Raw genomic sequence first — 16,000 nt, forward strand, 5'->3', positions numbered from 1 at the left:
CGCGGATTTTCGACGTGCTGTATTGCCCCAGCTCGGCCATCGCTCGGCATCGAAGCCGGCCTTAGCTTCCGCATTCCTAAATTTTCATGAAAAAACGTTTGTGCAATGCGTCATGGACAGGCACTATCCGTTTGGGAATGGGATGCTTCGTCGTGCGATCGCACGGAACTATTAAGGGGATGCGCCGGGATTTGCGCCCAAGGGGATCGCGCGAATGAATGTTCTTTTCGCCAGTGGCAACGGTTATTATCCGGAATTTAGCGGGGGTGTTCAATCCAGCACCCATCATCTTGTCGAGCAATTGCGCTCGGAAGGCCATAGACCGGCGGTCTTGGCGGCCCTGTTCGGTGGTGGCGTTTTCGGCTTCAAGGCCCGGGCGAAAATGAAGCTGCTTCGACAGCCCGCGGTGATGGACACGTTTCCGGGCTATCCGGTCTTGCGCGCATGGTTTCCATGGGAAGCGGCCGCATACGCCGTCGAGAAGCTGAAGCCCGACGTTGCCGTCGTGCAATGTCACAAATCGGTCCCGATCGCAAAGGCGCTGCAAGCCCACGATATCCCGGTGGTCATCTATCTCAGAAACATCGAATTCCATGAGCTCGCCGGCGATTTGCGGGAGCTGCAATCCGCCCGCTACATCGCAAATTCGGAATTCACCGCAAGAACCTACAAGGACAAATTCGGCATCAGCGCCGTCGTCATACCGCCGACGATCGACCCCACGCTCTACAGAACCAACAGCAGTGCCGAATATGTCACCTTCATCAATCCCTATAATGAAAAAGGCTTCGAACTCGCCGTGCGCATTGCGGGAGAATGCCCGGAAATCCCGTTTCTCTTCGTCGAGAGCTGGACGCTGACCCCAGCCCATCGCAGCCAGGTCGAAAAAGCGATCGCGCCTTTCAGGAACATTCATCTGAAAAGCCGCACAAGCGACATGAAGACCATTTATGGACGAACGAAGATCCTGCTTGCCCCCAGCAAGTGGGAAGAGGCCTGGGGACGCGTCGCCTCGGAGGCTCATTGCAGCGGCATCCCGGTCGTCGGCTCGCAGCGCGGCGGACTTCCCGAAGCCATCGGCCAGGGCGGCATGGTTCTCGACTACGATGCACCCCTTGCCGACTGGGTGCAGGCGATCAAGAGATTGTGGAGCGATCAGGCGTTTTATGGACAGCTTTCGGCAGCGGCGCTTGAATTCTCCCAGCGTCCCCAGATGCAGCCGTCCGTGCAATTCGAACTTTTTACGAAAGTACTTTCGAGCGCGGCCGTCGGCCACGCCCTGCAGTGACGGCCGGTCTTGCCGGCGGCGGACGCTTTCCCGAACCGACAGAGAGCGGCCTTTCATCGGGCAAACGCTCTCCGCACAATGACAGACATCAGAGAAGGCCCTTCATGCATATCGGTTTCGTCGTCGGCCGGTTTCCCACTCTGTCGGAAACTTTCGTCATCAGCCAGATGGCCGGAATGGTGGAGCGCGGTTTCGAGGTTGGAATCGTCTGCGACGGCATAGCCGGCACCAGCGACCAGCAGCGGGGAAAAGAGCCGGTCGCGAGCCTGATGCCGCATGCCCGCGACTGGTGGGGCAGGATCGGGGCGCTGAGACCGCAGATCGAGCGTCTGCCGCATGCCTTGAAGGACAAGGTGTCGACCGCCTTGGACATGCTCTCCGTCCGCAGGATCAACGATTTCGATGCCGTCATCGCCCATTTCGGCCAGAACGGAGCGCGGGTCGCACGCCTGAAAAAGCGATGCGAGATCAGGCCGCCCATCGTCACCATCTTCCACGGCTTCGACGTCGGCGTGCCCTTTCGTGAAAACGGCCTCGCTCAGTATCGCGATCTCTTCAAACTGGGTGCGCTCAATCTGACCGTCAACAACCGCTTCCGCGACATGCTGATCGAAGGCGGGGCACCTTGCGAACATACGGCAGTGCACCATATGGGCATCGATGTGGGACAGATTCCATACGATCGGCGCAAGCGCGACGGCGCGACGCTTCAGCTCATTTCGGTGTGTAGGCTCATCGAGAAGAAGGGCATCGAATTCGCGCTGCGCGCTTTGGCGAAGCTTGGCGCATCCCATGGCGATTGGCACTATACGATCATCGGAGACGGGCCGCAGCGCAAAGACCTCGAACATCTCGCCAAGGAACTGGGACTCTTGCGGCAGGTGACCTTCCTCGGCAGCCGCCCCCATCAGGAAGTCAAGCAATGGCTGTCAAAATCGCACGCCTTCATCCTGCCGAGCGTGACGGCCGCCAACGGCGACGTGGAGGGCATCCCGGTCGCCCTCATGGAAGCGATGGCCTCCGGCCTGACAGTCGTCAGTTCCTATCATTCGGGCATACCGGAACTGATCGAGGATGGCAGGACAGGCTTCCTGGCCGCGGAAAGGGATGTCGACGCGCTTGCCGAGAGGATCGCCTGGATCATCGAAAATCCACTCCCCTGCGACGATATCGCGGATGCCGCGCGACGCACGATCGAAGCGGACTACAATACCGATCGTCTCAATGATCAACTCGCGGCGATGGTGACGACGCTGGCGGCATCAAGGAGCCATGTGTGACGAACACGCAGAAACATTCGATGGGGCGTCTTGCGTTGCGCGGCGGATTCATTACCGCCGCGGCCCAGGTTCTGAAGATCATTATCCAGTTCCTCTCGGTGGTGGTGCTCGCGCGCTTGCTCATCCCCGAGGATTTCGGCCTGATCGCGTCCGTGAGCCCGATCGCCGCCTTTGTCGGGCTGTTCCAGAATCTCGGCCTGCAGCAGGCGGTCATTCAGCGCAAGGAGATCTCCGGGCATCAGCTCAACCAGGTCTTCTGGGCCAGTACCTTCATCGGCATCGGCTGCACGGCGGTCCTGACCGTCGCGGCACCGGCCGTCGCGGCCTTTTACGGCGATCCGCGCATGACGGCGATCACGGTCGCGACCGCGCTGCCGCTCTTTCTCGGCAGCCTTGCCGCCCTTCCGCTGGCGCTGATGAACCGTCATCTTCAGTTCGGACAATTGGCGCTCAACGACGTGATATCCGCCGCCGCCGGCTTCCTGGCGACCGCCTTCGCCGCCTGGAAGGGCCTCGGCTATTGGTCGCTGGCGATCGGGCCGGCGGTCACCGCGGCCGTGACGCTGATCGCCGCCTGGTGGACCACCCGCTGGCTGCCGGGCAGACCGGTCCTGCGCGTCGACCGCGACATCATCTCCTTCGGCGCCAATCTCACGGGATTCAACCTCGTCAATTTCTTCTCCCGTAACCTCGATAACATCCTCGTCGGCAAATATTCCGGCGCGGTCGAATTGGGCTATTACGATCGCGCCTACAAGCTGCTGCTCTTCCCGCTGCAGAACATCACCCAGCCGCTGACGAGGGTCATGATCCCGCTGATGAGCCGGATACAGGATGACAAGGTCCGGTTTCGGGACGTCTATATGCGCACGAACTGGCTGCTGGCCGCCTGCACCATGCCGGGGATCGCCGCCGTCACCTGCAGCGCCGAGCCGGTCGTCAGCCTGCTTTTCGGCCAGCAATGGCTTCCGGTTGCCCCGATCTTCGTCTGGCTTGGAATTGCCGGGCTCATCCAGCCGGTCGGCAGCACCACCGGATGGATCTTCATCTGCCAGGGGGAAACCAAGGCGATGTTCCACTGGGGCATCTATTCATCCCTGACGACAGTCGCCGCCTTCGTCATCGGGCTGAAATGGGGCGCCATCGGCGTTGCCGCGGCCTATGCGATCAGCGGCTATATTCTGAGAGTTCCGGTACTTGCGGTGATGCTGCAACGGGTCGGCCCGGTATCGGCCATGGATTTCCTGTCGATGCAGGTGCTGTTCCTTGTCTCGTCGCTCCTGGCCTGGCTCGGCTATCATTGGCTCGAGCAAAACGGACAGCTTTCGTCCGGCATCGTCGCCATCGCTGCCTCGCTCGTCCTGAACTACGGCATAGGCTTCATTCTTGCGATGCTGCTTCCGTCGTCGCGAAAGGTGTTTTCATCCCTTCCGTCGACGCTTTGGAAGACCGCGCCGGGCTCGCCGTCCGCATAAGCGCCTGAAGAGGCGCGACGGCGGACATTGCCGAGGCATGTTCGTCGAGCACGGCGCGAAGGCTGAGATCGCGGTAGCGATCGAGGTCGGCGACAAAAGACGCGAGATTACGGCTTGCCGTCTCTTCGGTGACGCTGTCGATATCGAGCAGCAGATCGGCGACGCCGATCCGCTTCGACAGTTCCTTGGTCTTGAATTCGTAGGCGATCGGCAAGACCGGCGTGCCGACGCAGAGCGACATGATCATCATGTGCATGCGCGTGGCGATCACGAAATCGAAGTCCTTGACGATGGTCATCAGCTGTTCGGGCGAATGGAAGCCCGCGTCGACCGAAGTCGAGGCGGCGACATCTGGCTCGAGCTTTTCGACGATCTTCCTGGCGGTCTTGGAATCGTCATGCGCATATTCCGGCACGCCCTGGCATGTCGAAATGAAGACGACCTGCTTGCCATAGGTCCGCACCAGTTCCGTCGCCATCCGGCAGATGCTGTCGATATAGCGGCCCATTCCGCCTTCACCGTCCTTGACGTAGCCCCAATGGCGCACGGAAATGCCCACCCGCCCGGTAGACGGCTTGCCACCCGCCAGGATCGTCTTGATCCGTGCGGCGTCGGCCAGCGCGAAGACCGCATCGGCCACGACATGGCACTTACCGAGATCATCGACCAGGCCGACGAGATTGTCGCGCGAATGCGCGTCGCGAAGCAGGATCAGCGGGCTCTGGTCGAATATCGGCTTCAGGCTGCGGCGATTGTCGTCTTTGGCGAACGGTCCGAGGGACTGGGTGAAGAAGACGGGCGTCTTTCCGAAAATCCGATCGATCCTGAACTGGTTGATGCGCCGCTCGAGATCATAGGTCTCGACGAGATAGGTTCCGCCCGTGGTGATCACCATATCCGCGTCGCGATAGAGACCGAGACTCTGCTGATCGCTCGCGGACAGGAAGCGGCTCTTCGCTGCACCGGTCTGCTGAAACCGACGAAGCGCGCGAAAGACCAGCCGGTTGTAAAGCTGCTTCAGCGCATTTTTGGCGGTGTTGCCATCGTGCCGGTATTTAAAAACGACGTCCGACAGCAATTGCCGGAAGGCAAGGTCGGGATAGTGATTGGCGGGGTAAAGCCTCTCGGCCACCTTCGGCTGCGTGTCGAAGACGGAAAACTGCAGTCCCTCGCCAAATGCCGACTGCAGGATATGGCGAATGGCCAACAGGATGGCCGCATCGCCGGTATTCAGACATACGGTATTTTCAACGACCACTTTCACCGATATTTCCTCGATCCCGTGGGCCCCATTGTCTCAATCGACCGCCGAGGCACCGCCCCACCGACGCCTGTGCGCACCATAGCCTGACGAAAGTCATGGTGCAACGCAGCAATATAGGGGCCGTGGGCGCGCCGGCAAGACCGGAGACGAATGGGAGAGCAAACGGCACAGGTGCCTGGCCGTTCCCGCTTGCTCAAGCCACGCAGACGCCCGGTACGGCGACTTTCTGGAACAGATGCGGAGAGGCCACCGCCGATGACGGATACTCCGAGATCTTCGCCCGGAATTCCGGATGCGAGAATGCCGCGCGGAAATCGGCCATCGTGTCCCAGACGGCATAGTTAAGATAGGTCGGACTGTCGCCGACCGCCCGATGAAGCTGGGTCGAGATAAAGCCCGGCTGACGCTTCATGAATTGGGCGTCGTCCTGCCAGGCCTTGAGGAATAGGTCCTCATCGGCCTTGTCCAGGGTGAAGATATTGACCAGCACGACGGGGGAAGCATCGACGGCAATCTGACGTTCGATCGGGAAGGCCGGGTCCAGCGGACGCATGTGTGACATTGTGATCACCATTCAATTTGGTATTATGATGTCAAATTGGAATGACGCATACATAGTAACTTGACACCATAATGTCAAATGAATTACACGGTGACATATGAACGAGACCGAACGAACGCCCGCGGGAACGGCACTGACCGCTCTTTTTCTTGACCTGTTCAGGCTGAACAATCGCATTCTCTCCTCTGGAGACAGGCTGGTTGCCGACCTCGGCCTGACCAGCGCCCGCTGGCAGGTGCTCGGCAGCATCGTGGCCGCCGAGCGACCGCAACCGGTCGCGTGGCTCGCGCGCGACATGGGCGCCAACCGCCAGAATGTGCAGCGCATCGTCAACGATCTGGAGAAGGAAGGCCTGGTCTCGTTCCAGCCCAATCCGCACCATCGGCGGGCACAACTCGTCGTGCTGAGCGACAAGGGCAGGCAGATATTCGATGCCGCCATGCGCCTGCAGGCGCCTTGGGTCAATGATCTCTCCGACGGGCTTCCGCTCGAGGATATCGAAACCATGCGCCGGGTCATGACGGCCTTGCGCGGGAAACTGGAAGGACATGCAGATGCTGAAGAGTAGCGCCGACCGCTATGGTGCGGTAGCGATTTCCGTTCACTGGCTGAGCGCCATCATGATCCTGGCGCTGCTCGGCTCCGGTTTCCGGGCGGCGAATGCCATGGATGCGATGGTGAAAGCCGAAATCCTGCGCTTTCACATCCCGATAGCAATCGCAGTGCTGCTTCTCACCCTCCTTCGCATTGTCTGGTGGTGGCGTTTCGACAACAAGCCACCTGCCGTACAGGGGGCTCCGTTATGGCAGGAACGCATCGCGCGCGGCGTCCATGTCGCCTTCTACTTGATCATCATCGGCATGATCGCGAGCGGCATAGGAACGATTGCCCTCAGCGGTGCCGGACCGGCGATCTTCGGTGCACCGGCGGCAACCCTGCCGAACTTTACCGACTATCCGCCGAGAGGGGCGCACGGTCTAGGCGCGCTGCTGCTGCTCGCATTGCTGGCGTTTCACGCCGGCGCGGCCTTCTATCACCAATTCTTCCGTGGCGACGGCCTTCTCCGCCGGATGTGGTATGGCGACTGACCGACCGGGCTGGACATAGACCGGCAAGCCCCTCCCCTCATCACAGCCTCACCCCCGCGCGCCCATACATCCATAGCTCGATATCGATATTATTATGTCGAATTTGGTCGCTATCGAAATAGGAGCGATTCGGGACGGGGGAGCATCAAACCAGGACGACCCATCCGAAAACAGAGTGCGATGCCAAGCCATCGACATCCTTGGCTCAGTCCCGGTCAGCCGCATATTTATGGAGCCCAAGACATACATGACCTCCCTCGCCACATCTTCCAACCGCCCGTTCCGACAAAAGAGACGAATTTGGGCACTTTGGGTCCTGACAGCAGCGTTTATTACGTTCCAGCTGTTTACGCGCTCCGGCTTTCCCCCTGAGGGCCTGGTGCTCGGCATTCTCGAGCAGGCCGGGATTCTGCTGATCATGCTCGGTATCATCGGACGCATATGGTCGATCATTTATGTCGGCGGACGCAAGAATTCCGAACTGGTGACGGATGGACCATATTCCGTCACCCGCAATCCTCTCTACGTCTCGTCCCTGATGGCGATCCTCGGCATTTGCCTGATATTCGGAAGCTTTCTCGCCGCGGCGATCTTCACATTGCTGGCCTATCTCGTGTTCTTCTATACGGCGAAGCGGGAGGCACAATACCTGTCTCATCTCTTCGGCGAGCAATATGACACCTATGCCCGTCGCACGCCGCTGTTCTGGCCGGCATTCTCAAATCTGCACTGGGGACAAGGGCGCGCCTTCTCCCCCTATGCGCTGTCGGTGACATCGAGAGACGCCCTGTTCATTCTGGCCATCATTCCGATCGCCGAATTCGTGGAATATCTGCACGCAAGCGGTTTTCTGCCGGCGGCAATCACCGTTCCCTGATGCGGATGGGTCGATATCGACGCCATTCCATCTTGCCCTGGCCCGGCCGGCTTTCCTGCCGATATTGCCGCGAAGCGAGCCTTGGCCGCTGGCAAGTCCGATCCGGGGATAGCAAAAACCCTCCGTATCCGCACGATACGGAGGGCAAGGAAGACAGGGTGCTCAGAAGCCGATCGCATCCGTCGTGGACTGCTCCTTCGTTGCAGCATTGGCAGGCTGTCCGCTCAAGCTGTGCGAATTGACCATTGCGACCGCAAGCCGGCGGAAGTTGACGGTGCCGATGGGCTTGCCGGTCGATTCCACGACGGTGACGTCGCCGTCGGGCACTGAGGCCAGGATACGCACGGCTTCCTCGATCGTGGTTCCCGCCGCAATCTTGGCACCGGCGGGGGCAGCATTGCCCTGCAGCGGCACCATCACCGCTTCGACATGCACGACGCGGCCCCGATTGACCTCCTTGACGAAGTTCGCAACGTACTCATCGGCCGGCCGCAGCACGATGTCCTGGCTGGTGCCCTGCTGGATAACCTGCCCATCGCGCAGGATGGCGATCTGGTCTCCCAGCCGCAGCGCCTCGTCGAGATCGTGAGTGATGAAGACGATCGTTTTCTTGATCTCCTTCTGCAGATCGAGAAGAACGGTCTGCATGTCCATGCGGATCAGCGGATCGAGGGCGGAATAGGCCTCGTCCATCAGCAGCACCGGGGCATCGTTGGCCAGCGCACGCGCCAGGCCGACGCGCTGCTGCATGCCGCCCGAAAGCTGGTTCGGATATTTCTGTTCGAAACCTTTCAGCCCCACCCGCTCCAGCCACTTCATCGCGATATCGGCGCTTTTGGAGCGCGCGACGCCTTGAACCTCGAGACCATAGACGGTGTTTTCGAGAACGTTGCGATGCGGTAGCAGCGCGAACTTCTGGAACACCATCGCGGTCTGATGCCGGCGGAATTCACGAAGCTCGTCCGTGCTCATCTTCACGATATCGACGCCATCGACCAGCACTTCGCCGGCCGTCGGATCGATCAGGCGATTGACGTGCCGGATCAGCGTCGACTTGCCCGAGCCCGACAGGCCCATGATGACCTGGATACCGCCCGAGGGGATTTCGATGTTGATGTCCCTCAGCCCCAGCACATGACCGTGCTTTTCATTGAGCTCCGCCTTCGACAGCCCGTTCTGGACGGCCTCGATATAGGCTTGCGGATTGGGGCCGAAGATCTTGTAGAGGTGACGGATCTTGATGCCGCCGAAATGACGATCAGCCATGGACGGTCTCCCGGTGCTTCTGGAGTCTCTTGCCGTAGGCCTGGCTGACCCGGTCGAAGATGATGGCGATGCCGACGATGGCAAGACCGTTGAAGATGCCCAGCGTGAAATACTGGTTGGCGATGGCCTTGAGAACCGGCTGGCCGAGGCCCTGGACGCCGATCATCGAGGCGACGACCACCATGGCGAGCGCCATCATGATGGTCTGGTTGATGCCGGCCATGATGGTGGGCAATGCCAGCGGCAACTGCACCTTGAACAGCTTCTGCGAATTCGACGAGCCGAAGGCGTCTGCCGCTTCCAGCACGTCCTTGTCGACGAGCCGAATGCCAAGATCGGTAAGCCTGATCATCGGCGGAATGGCGTAGATGACGACCGCGATCAGTCCCGGCACCTTGCCGATGCCCAGAAGCATGACCACCGGGATGAGATAGACGAAGCTCGGCATGGTCTGCATGACGTCGAGGATCGGATTGACGACCCTCTGCACCCTATCGGACCGCGACATCAAGATCCCGATCGGAATGCCGATGGCGATCGACAGCACCGTGCAGACGAAGATCATCGACACCGTGCGCATGGTGTCTTCCCACATGTCGAAATAGCCGATCAGCAGCAGCGTCACGAGACAGCCGAGGACGATTTTCAGGCTCCTGCTGGCGGCCCAGGCGATCGCGAGAATGATCAATATGATGATCGGCCATGGCGTCTGGGTCATGAAACGCTCGGAAGCGATCAGAAAATGTTGCAGCGGAGAGAAAAAACTCTCGATCGCATCGCCATAAGCGCGGGTGAATCCCCGAAACCCGTCATCGATCGCTTTCTTCAGATTGCGAAGAAGGTCGTCGTCCATATGCGGGAATTTGTAAAACCATTCCATTCGGTTCCCCTTTTCAAAAGAAGCCGGCCAATATCCCTTTTTATTTTTGGCGTTGGGTGATGCGGTGCGTCAGGGACGCACCGCATCTCAAGCTCAAAGCGAGGCTTCGATCTTCTTGGCAGCTTCCGGCGAGACCCACTTCGACCAAAGGTCCTTGTTCTCCTTCAGGAAGTGCTTGGCGCCGTCTTCACCGGTGGCCTGGTTGTCGGTCATCCAGGCCATCAGCTTGTTGACCGTGTCGTTCGACCAGGAGCGCTTCTTCAGATAGTCCATCACGTCCGCTCCGGCCTTGTCGGCGAAGGTCTTTGCAACCAGCGTCACGACACGGTCGACCGGCCATGCGTTCGGCTTCGGATCGGGGCAATCGGCGACAGTGTTGCAGCGCTTCCATTCGGCCGCATCGGCCGGTACGCCGGCGTCGAGCTTGACCATCTGGTACTTGCCGAGCAACGCGGTCGGGGCCCAGTAATAGCCGACCCAGCCCTGCTTGCGCTCGTATGCCTTGGCGATGGAACCATCCAGGCCGGCCGCCGAGCCGGTGTCGACGAGCGTGAAGCCCGCCTTCTCGGCACCGAAGGCCTTATAGAGCTGCGAGGTGACCACCGTGCCGCCCCAGCCCTGCGGACCGTTGACGATCGCGCCCTTCTTCGAATCCTCCGGATCGGGGAAGAGTTCCGGATGCTTCAGCACGTCCGGGATCGTCTTGATGTCCGGATGGGCATCGGCGATATATTTCGGAATCCACCATCCCTGGACGCCGCCATCCGGCAGCGAGGTGCCGGCAATCACGAGCCGGCCTTCATCCGTACCCTTCTTCACCACCTCCGGCAGAAGATCGATCCAGGCCTCCGGCGCGATGTCGGGCTGGCCCTTCTCGGCCATCGAGGTGATCGTCGGAACGGTGTCGCCAACCGTAATCTCGGCGCTGCAACCATAGCCTTCGTTCAGGATGATCTTGTCGAGATTCGAGAGCACCTCGGCGCTCTGCCAGTTCATGCTGGCGATCGTCAGGCTTCCGCATTCGGCGGCGCTTGCCATGGAGGCTCCGCCAAGCAGGCCGAACAGCAGGCATGTCGATGCAAGTAGTTTGTTCATTGTCGTTCCCTCTGTTTGCGGCGTCTTATCGAAGCGGGGTGCCGCATTAGCCCGCTCAAGCGGTCGTCAGGAGGCCTCTCCCATACTTACCGATTTCCTGAATGCTGCCGAAAGTCCTTCCGAGATCGATTTCTCCAATCCTGAGGCGCGCATGGCTTCGATCGCCGCCGCGATGGTGCCGCGATAGTCGAGAAAGGAATTGACGATGTCGTTCGGACAGTCGTCGCGAAGTTCCAGCAAACGCCCGGCACCCACCAGCATAGTGTTTACCGCCCGCCTGGCAACATCCATAGGTAAACCACGTCCGACGGCATCCTTCATCATGGCTGCGGCAAGCAGCGCCGGAAAGGCCGGTCCCGAGCCGGTGAGCCCGGTCAGATAGTCGATGTCGCTCTCGCGGCCGAACTCGTCCTCGACGCCGCAAGCGCCGAAGATGCGCCGTACGATGGCCCGGTCGCTCTCATCCAATCCGCCGGCGGCGATCCAGGGCGTATAGGACTTGCCGACCTCGGCGGCCGCATTCGGCAGGGCACGCACGACCCTTTTGGTGCGATGACACTCCCCGAGTTGTTCCAGGCGAATGCCGGCCATGACGGAAATGACGAGCCTGCCGCCGACATCGACGGAAAGGGCGGGCCAGTCGGCCGGCCGAACGGAAACGATGACGATGTCCGACCGATCGACGAGTTCCTGATTGTCGCGTGTCCAGTGAACGTCCGGGAACCGCGCCGGCCTTTCGCGCCGATAGGACAGCGAAAGGCCTTCCGGCCGCGCGATCCCGGCCCTGAGGATCGATCCGGCGAGAGCCCCGCCAAGCCAGCCTGCGCCACCGATCACACCGATCCTCATTGGGTCCTGCATAGGTGGCGCCCTCTTACTCTGGCCTGCAGCCGTGAACGGCACGGAGGCGGAGCGCTCGTCGTCGAGGCACCCTGCCGGCGCGGATCGCGATATGCTCAGGTATACGCTTCATTCGCACGGCAATCTCTCTATGGGACAGCTGGAACTATAGTCGATCCGAACCAGATAAGTTGTCCGAGCACGGCATCTATCATCATGGCAGCGTCTTATTGCGACTTGTAGTCGTGCCGGGCAAAGAAGCGGTCGAGCTCTCTTTGTTGCGGCACCTGACCGGTATAGATCGCGATATATTCCGGAATGCGCTTCATTCGCAGCGCAATTTCCTCCTGGGATTGCATGGAAATATAGCCGATCTGCACCAGATAGGTCGTCCGCGCACGGACATCGGCGGCCGCGTCGTCGAACCCGAAACGGATGAACATGCGCTTCAGGGCCTCCAGCCGCACCTGATCGGCCTCTCGCACCTCCGCTAAAATTTCCTCCGATTGCAGCGCCCAGCTGCGCACGGCGAATTCGAACTTGGAATCGAACAGGTCCTTGTCGAGCCAGCAGTCGAAGACATTGAGCATGGCCTCGGCGAGCGTTTCCGCATAGGCCTCCGTCTGCTTGACGATATTACCGGTATTCTTTTCCCGCCAGCGGCCGATCAGCGTGCTCAGCAATTCCTCGCGATCCTTGAAGAACCAATAGAAACTCGTTCGCGAAAGGTTGAGCTTCTTCGCAAGAGGAAGGATCTTGACGGAATCGACGCCCGATTCCAGCAGGGACTCATAGGCTGCTTCCAGCCATCCCTCCTGTGATCCGCGCCAGCCGCTGTCGTTCAAAGCCTGATCCATACCTGACCTCGTAGCAAAAAGCACTCCATCGCACAAGGAGAATGTACACTTATGTCAACAAACATGACCATACTGTTTTCGACGTTGACACTTATGTACATTTCCGCATAGCCTCGGCCATGACAGCCCCAACCGGAATCCGACAGATGCAAAACGATCCCCTGCTCCAGCCTTTCCAGCTCAAGCACCTGACACTTCGCAACCGCATCATCGTCACATCGCACGAGCCGGCCTACCCGGAAGACGGCATGCCGAAGGAGCGTTACCGCGCCTATACGGTCGAGCGGGCCAAGGGAGGCGTGGCGATGACGATGACGGCAGGCTCCGCCGCCGTGTCCAAGGACAGCCCGCCGGTATTCAACAACCTGCTCGCCTACAAGGACGAGATCGTGCCGTGGATCAGGGACATGACGGACGCCGTGCACGAACAGGGCGCCGCCATCATGATCCAGCTCACCCATCTCGGGCGCCGCACCCGCTGGGACAAGGGCGATTGGCTTCCCGTCGTCGCGCCATCGCATCAGCGCGAGGCCGCTCACCGCGCCTTCCCTAAGAAAATGGAAGACTGGGACTTCGAACGTATCATCAAGGATTTCGCCGATGCCGCCGAACGCATGAAGGCGGGCGGCATGGACGGCGTCGAGCTGGAAGCCTATGGCCATCTGATCGACCAATGCATGTCGCCGCTCACCAATGAGCTCGATGAACCCTATGGCGGCTCCCTCGACAACCGGATGCGCTTCTGTCTCGATGTATTCAAGGCGATCCGGCAAAGGGTTGGGGAGGATTTCATTCTGGGCGTACGCTATACGGCCGACGAATGTCTTCCCGGCGGCACCAGCAGGACCGAGGGCATCGAGATTTCGAGGCGCCTCAGGGACAGCGGCCTCATCGACTACCTGAATGTGATCCGCGGCCATATCGACACCGATCCCGGCCTGACGGATGTGATCCCGATCCAGGGCATGGCGAACTCGCCGCATCTGGATTTCGCCGGCGAAATCCGCGCGGCGACAAGCTTCCCGACGTTCCATGCCGCCAAGATCCCCGACGTCGCGACAGCCCGCCACGCCATTGCCTCGGGCAAGGTCGATATGGTCGGCATGACGCGCGCCCACATGACGGACCCGCATATCGCCCGCAAGATCATCGAAAAGCGCGAGGACGACATCCGTCCCTGCGTCGGCGCCAATTACTGTCTTGACCGCATCTACCAGGGTGGCGCCGCCTACTGCATCCACAATGCGGCCACCGGTCGCGAGCTGACCATGCCGCATGCGATCGACAAGGCCGCAACCCGCAAGAAGGTCGTCATCGTCGGCGCAGGCCCGGCTGGGCTTGAAGCCGCGCGCGTCGCCGCCGAGCGTGGGCATGAGGTCGTCGTCTTCGAGGCGGCCAACGATCCGGGCGGCCAGATAAGGCTCACCGCGCAAAGCGAACGCCGCAGAGAGATGATCAGCATCATCGACTGGCGCATGAGCCAATGCGAAAAGCATGGCGTGACCTTCCATTTCAACACATGGGCGGAAGCCGGCACCGTCGAGGCGGAAAATCCCGACGTCGTGATCATCGCCACCGGCGGCATGCCGCACACCGAAGTCCTCTCCAAGGGCAATGACCTGGTCGTCTCGGCCTGGGACATCATCTCGGGCGACGTCAAGCCGGGTTCCAACGTGCTGATCTTCGACGATGCCGGCGATCATGCCGGCCTGCAGGCGGCGGAATTCCTAGCCAAGGCCGGCGCCAAGGTCGAAATCATGACGCCGGATCGCTCTTTCGCACCGGAAGTCATGGCGATGAACCTCGTCCCCTATATGCGCTCGCTTCAGAAACACGATGTGACCTTCACCGTCACTTACCGGCTCGATTCCGTCGAAAAAAGCGGCAATGAGCTCGTCGCGCATGTCGGCAGCGACTATGGCGGCGTTTCGAAGCAGCGCAGCTTCGATCAGGTCGTCATCAATCACGGCACCATTCCGCTCGATGAGCTTTATTTCGAGCTGAAGCCGCGTTCGAAAAATCTCGGCGAAATCTCCCACGACCAGTTGGTCGCCGGCGAGCCTCAGTCGGTCCTGCGCAATCCGCAGGGCAAATTCCAGCTCTTCCGCATCGGCGATGCTGTCGCGGCGCGCAACACCCACGCCGCCATCTATGACGGGCTTCGCCTCGCAAAGGACATCTGAGCCATAGGCGTCGGGCAAAGCCGTCGCCATCGTCATTAGGGAAAGATCATGACGGAGCGCAGGGAAGGCTTACAATCGTTCGTGGATGCCGCACACCTGGCATTCGACCGGTTCGCGCAGGCGCCGGAGGCTCGCCGGTCGATCCGGCAGATTTTCGCGGCATTGGAAACGCCCGCATCGCAGCGGCCGGGACCGGGGAGCCGCTTGCCCATCTGCGCCCATCTCGACACGGCGCTTTCCGTCGAAGCCTCCGACCCCTGCCTCAGGCGCCTGATCGAATGCTTCAAGGCGATCGAGCCCGCGCTCGAATGGTGGCGCCGGACCGACGGCGGGGGAACGGCGAGCGCCAATTTTGCCGATGGACATGCCAACGCGATGCTCCTCGGTCCGGGCGGGCTTGAGGAGCGCAAGGATATTTGGCTGGGTGTGACGCTGATGGCGCCGAATGTCCGCTATCCGGACCATGACCATGCGCCGGAAGAGGTCTATCTGGTTCTTTCGGACGGGCAGTTTCAGCAGGGGGAAGGAGAATGGTTCTCACCCGGCATCGGCGGGTCATTCTACAACGTGCCGGAGATCAGGCATGCGATGAGATCCCTCGACACGCCCCTCTTCGCCTTCTGGGCGCTGCTCGCCGATCGCCCGGATTAGGCGACCGGCAGTCAAAGGCTTCGCTCCCGGTGGAGCGGCCTATTGCATCACCGGCACGCCTGCCTCTTCCGCCGCCTTGATCAAGGCCTCTCGCACGGCATCCGGGCGGATCGTGCCCATCATCGCATCGAGGCATATCCGGATCGCTGTCAGGTATTCCTCGCCGTCGTCGATCGGCCAATGTTCCAGCAAGGTCTCGGTGGCGGCCTGTACCGAATTGACACGCCGATATTCCCCGGTGCTCTGCATCACCAATGTTACCGCCGGGAACGGCCGCAAAGTATCCCGTTTCAACACGCATTACCTCCAAAGCACATATACTTCGGTAACCTTGCAAAATGCGTTCCGGAAAATCCTCCTGCCCGCAGCCGCCGTCGCCGGATTGTCGGCGACT

At 60.5% G+C, this 16,000-nt stretch carries 16 protein-coding genes and 1 pseudogene; 8 read left to right on the top strand and 9 right to left on the bottom strand.

The genetic code is table 11. The annotated features are described in order from the left end of the window. The first annotated feature begins 214 nt into the window (after window positions 1–214). From FHX11_RS18160 to FHX11_RS18170, 3 genes are all read left to right on the top strand, one after another. Window positions 215–1,288 carry a glycosyltransferase gene (locus FHX11_RS18160; RefSeq protein WP_184359061.1) on the top strand — a complete coding sequence of 358 codons (1,074 nt, stop codon included), beginning with the start codon at window positions 215–217 and terminating at the stop codon, window positions 1,286–1,288. A gap of 104 nt (window positions 1,289–1,392) precedes the next feature. Beyond that, complete coding sequence (locus FHX11_RS18165) at window positions 1,393–2,568, top strand: glycosyltransferase (protein WP_184359063.1); 1,176 nt, start codon at window positions 1,393–1,395, stop codon at window positions 2,566–2,568. Further along, on the top strand, window positions 2,565–4,043 hold the full coding sequence (locus FHX11_RS18170) for a lipopolysaccharide biosynthesis protein (protein WP_348649715.1): 1,479 nt from the start codon (window positions 2,565–2,567) through the stop codon (window positions 4,041–4,043). Before FHX11_RS18165 ends, FHX11_RS18170 begins: the two co-directional genes overlap by 4 nt. Here FHX11_RS18170 and FHX11_RS18175 read toward each other — a convergent pair. Together FHX11_RS18175 and FHX11_RS18180 are read right to left on the bottom strand one after the other, a co-directional pair. Further along, window positions 3,949–5,307, bottom strand: coding sequence for a polysaccharide pyruvyl transferase family protein (locus tag FHX11_RS18175; protein ID WP_184359064.1), 1,359 nt, complete (start codon window positions 5,305–5,307; stop codon window positions 3,949–3,951). The two genes, FHX11_RS18170 and FHX11_RS18175, sit on opposite strands and share 95 nt — an antisense overlap. Window positions 5,308–5,500: 193 nt before the next feature. Continuing rightward, on the bottom strand, window positions 5,501–5,869 hold the full coding sequence (locus FHX11_RS18180) for an antibiotic biosynthesis monooxygenase family protein (RefSeq protein WP_184359066.1): 369 nt from the start codon (window positions 5,867–5,869) through the stop codon (window positions 5,501–5,503). A 97-nt stretch (window positions 5,870–5,966) separates the two neighbouring features. On the opposite strand from FHX11_RS18180, the gene FHX11_RS18185 reads away from it, so the two are divergent. The 3 genes from FHX11_RS18185 to FHX11_RS18195 all read left to right on the top strand — a co-directional run bounded on the left by FHX11_RS18185 (window position 5,967) and on the right by FHX11_RS18195 (window position 7,834). Then, window positions 5,967–6,437, top strand: a complete 471-nt coding sequence (locus FHX11_RS18185) for a MarR family winged helix-turn-helix transcriptional regulator (protein ID WP_184359068.1) — start codon at window positions 5,967–5,969, stop codon at window positions 6,435–6,437. After that, entirely contained in the window at window positions 6,424–6,957 is a 534-nt protein-coding gene (locus tag FHX11_RS18190) for a cytochrome b/b6 domain-containing protein (protein WP_184359070.1), read from the top strand. Before FHX11_RS18185 ends, FHX11_RS18190 begins: the two co-directional genes overlap by 14 nt. Before the next feature lie 94 nt (window positions 6,958–7,051). Next, a complete protein-coding gene (locus FHX11_RS18195; protein ID WP_246781065.1) occupies window positions 7,052–7,834 on the top strand; it encodes an isoprenylcysteine carboxylmethyltransferase family protein in 783 nt (260 codons plus the stop codon). Between the two features lie 162 nt (window positions 7,835–7,996). On the opposite strand, the gene FHX11_RS18200 is transcribed toward FHX11_RS18195, so the two are convergent. The 6 genes and pseudogenes from FHX11_RS18200 to FHX11_RS18220 all read right to left on the bottom strand — a co-directional run bounded on the left by FHX11_RS18200 (window position 7,997) and on the right by FHX11_RS18220 (window position 12,772). Next, on the bottom strand, window positions 7,997–9,100 hold the full coding sequence (locus tag FHX11_RS18200; protein ID WP_184359072.1) for a glycine betaine/L-proline ABC transporter ATP-binding protein: 1,104 nt from the start codon (window positions 9,098–9,100) through the stop codon (window positions 7,997–7,999). Continuing rightward, complete coding sequence (locus tag FHX11_RS18205; RefSeq protein WP_184359074.1) at window positions 9,093–9,980, bottom strand: proline/glycine betaine ABC transporter permease; 888 nt, start codon at window positions 9,978–9,980, stop codon at window positions 9,093–9,095. Before FHX11_RS18205 ends, FHX11_RS18200 begins: the two co-directional genes overlap by 8 nt. Before the next feature lie 93 nt (window positions 9,981–10,073). Then, entirely contained in the window at window positions 10,074–11,075 is a 1,002-nt protein-coding gene (locus tag FHX11_RS18210) for an ABC transporter substrate-binding protein (protein WP_184359076.1), read from the bottom strand. Window positions 11,076–11,141: 66 nt separating this feature from the next. After that, window positions 11,142–11,936, bottom strand: coding sequence for a pyrroline-5-carboxylate reductase dimerization domain-containing protein (locus FHX11_RS18215; RefSeq protein WP_184359078.1), 795 nt, complete (start codon window positions 11,934–11,936; stop codon window positions 11,142–11,144). A gap of 13 nt (window positions 11,937–11,949) precedes the next feature. Then, window positions 11,950–12,119: pseudogene (locus FHX11_RS30140) on the bottom strand (TetR/AcrR family transcriptional regulator); the annotation flags it as partial. A 23-nt stretch (window positions 12,120–12,142) separates the two neighbouring features. Then, window positions 12,143–12,772, bottom strand: coding sequence for a TetR/AcrR family transcriptional regulator (locus tag FHX11_RS18220; protein ID WP_184359080.1), 630 nt, complete (start codon window positions 12,770–12,772; stop codon window positions 12,143–12,145). A 146-nt stretch (window positions 12,773–12,918) separates the two neighbouring features. On the opposite strand from FHX11_RS18220, the gene FHX11_RS18225 reads away from it, so the two are divergent. Continuing rightward, the gene (locus tag FHX11_RS18225) at window positions 12,919–14,955 is read left to right on the top strand and encodes an NADH:flavin oxidoreductase (protein WP_184359082.1); all 2,037 of its coding nucleotides are present in this window, start codon (window positions 12,919–12,921) and stop codon (window positions 14,953–14,955) included. 48 nt (window positions 14,956–15,003) lie between these two features. Next, entirely contained in the window at window positions 15,004–15,606 is a 603-nt protein-coding gene (locus tag FHX11_RS18230; protein WP_184359084.1) for a dimethylsulfoniopropionate lyase, read from the top strand. A gap of 39 nt (window positions 15,607–15,645) precedes the next feature. Here the strand turns inward: FHX11_RS18230 and FHX11_RS18235 are convergent, their stop codons facing one another. After that, window positions 15,646–15,903: a DUF982 domain-containing protein gene (locus FHX11_RS18235; protein ID WP_348649716.1), complete on the bottom strand. Its 258-nt coding sequence runs from the start codon at window positions 15,901–15,903 to the stop codon at window positions 15,646–15,648. Window positions 15,904–16,000: the final 97 nt, after the last annotated feature.

Source organism: Rhizobium sp. BK602, from assembly GCF_014195095.1.
Lineage (GTDB): Bacteria > Pseudomonadota > Alphaproteobacteria > Rhizobiales > Rhizobiaceae > Rhizobium.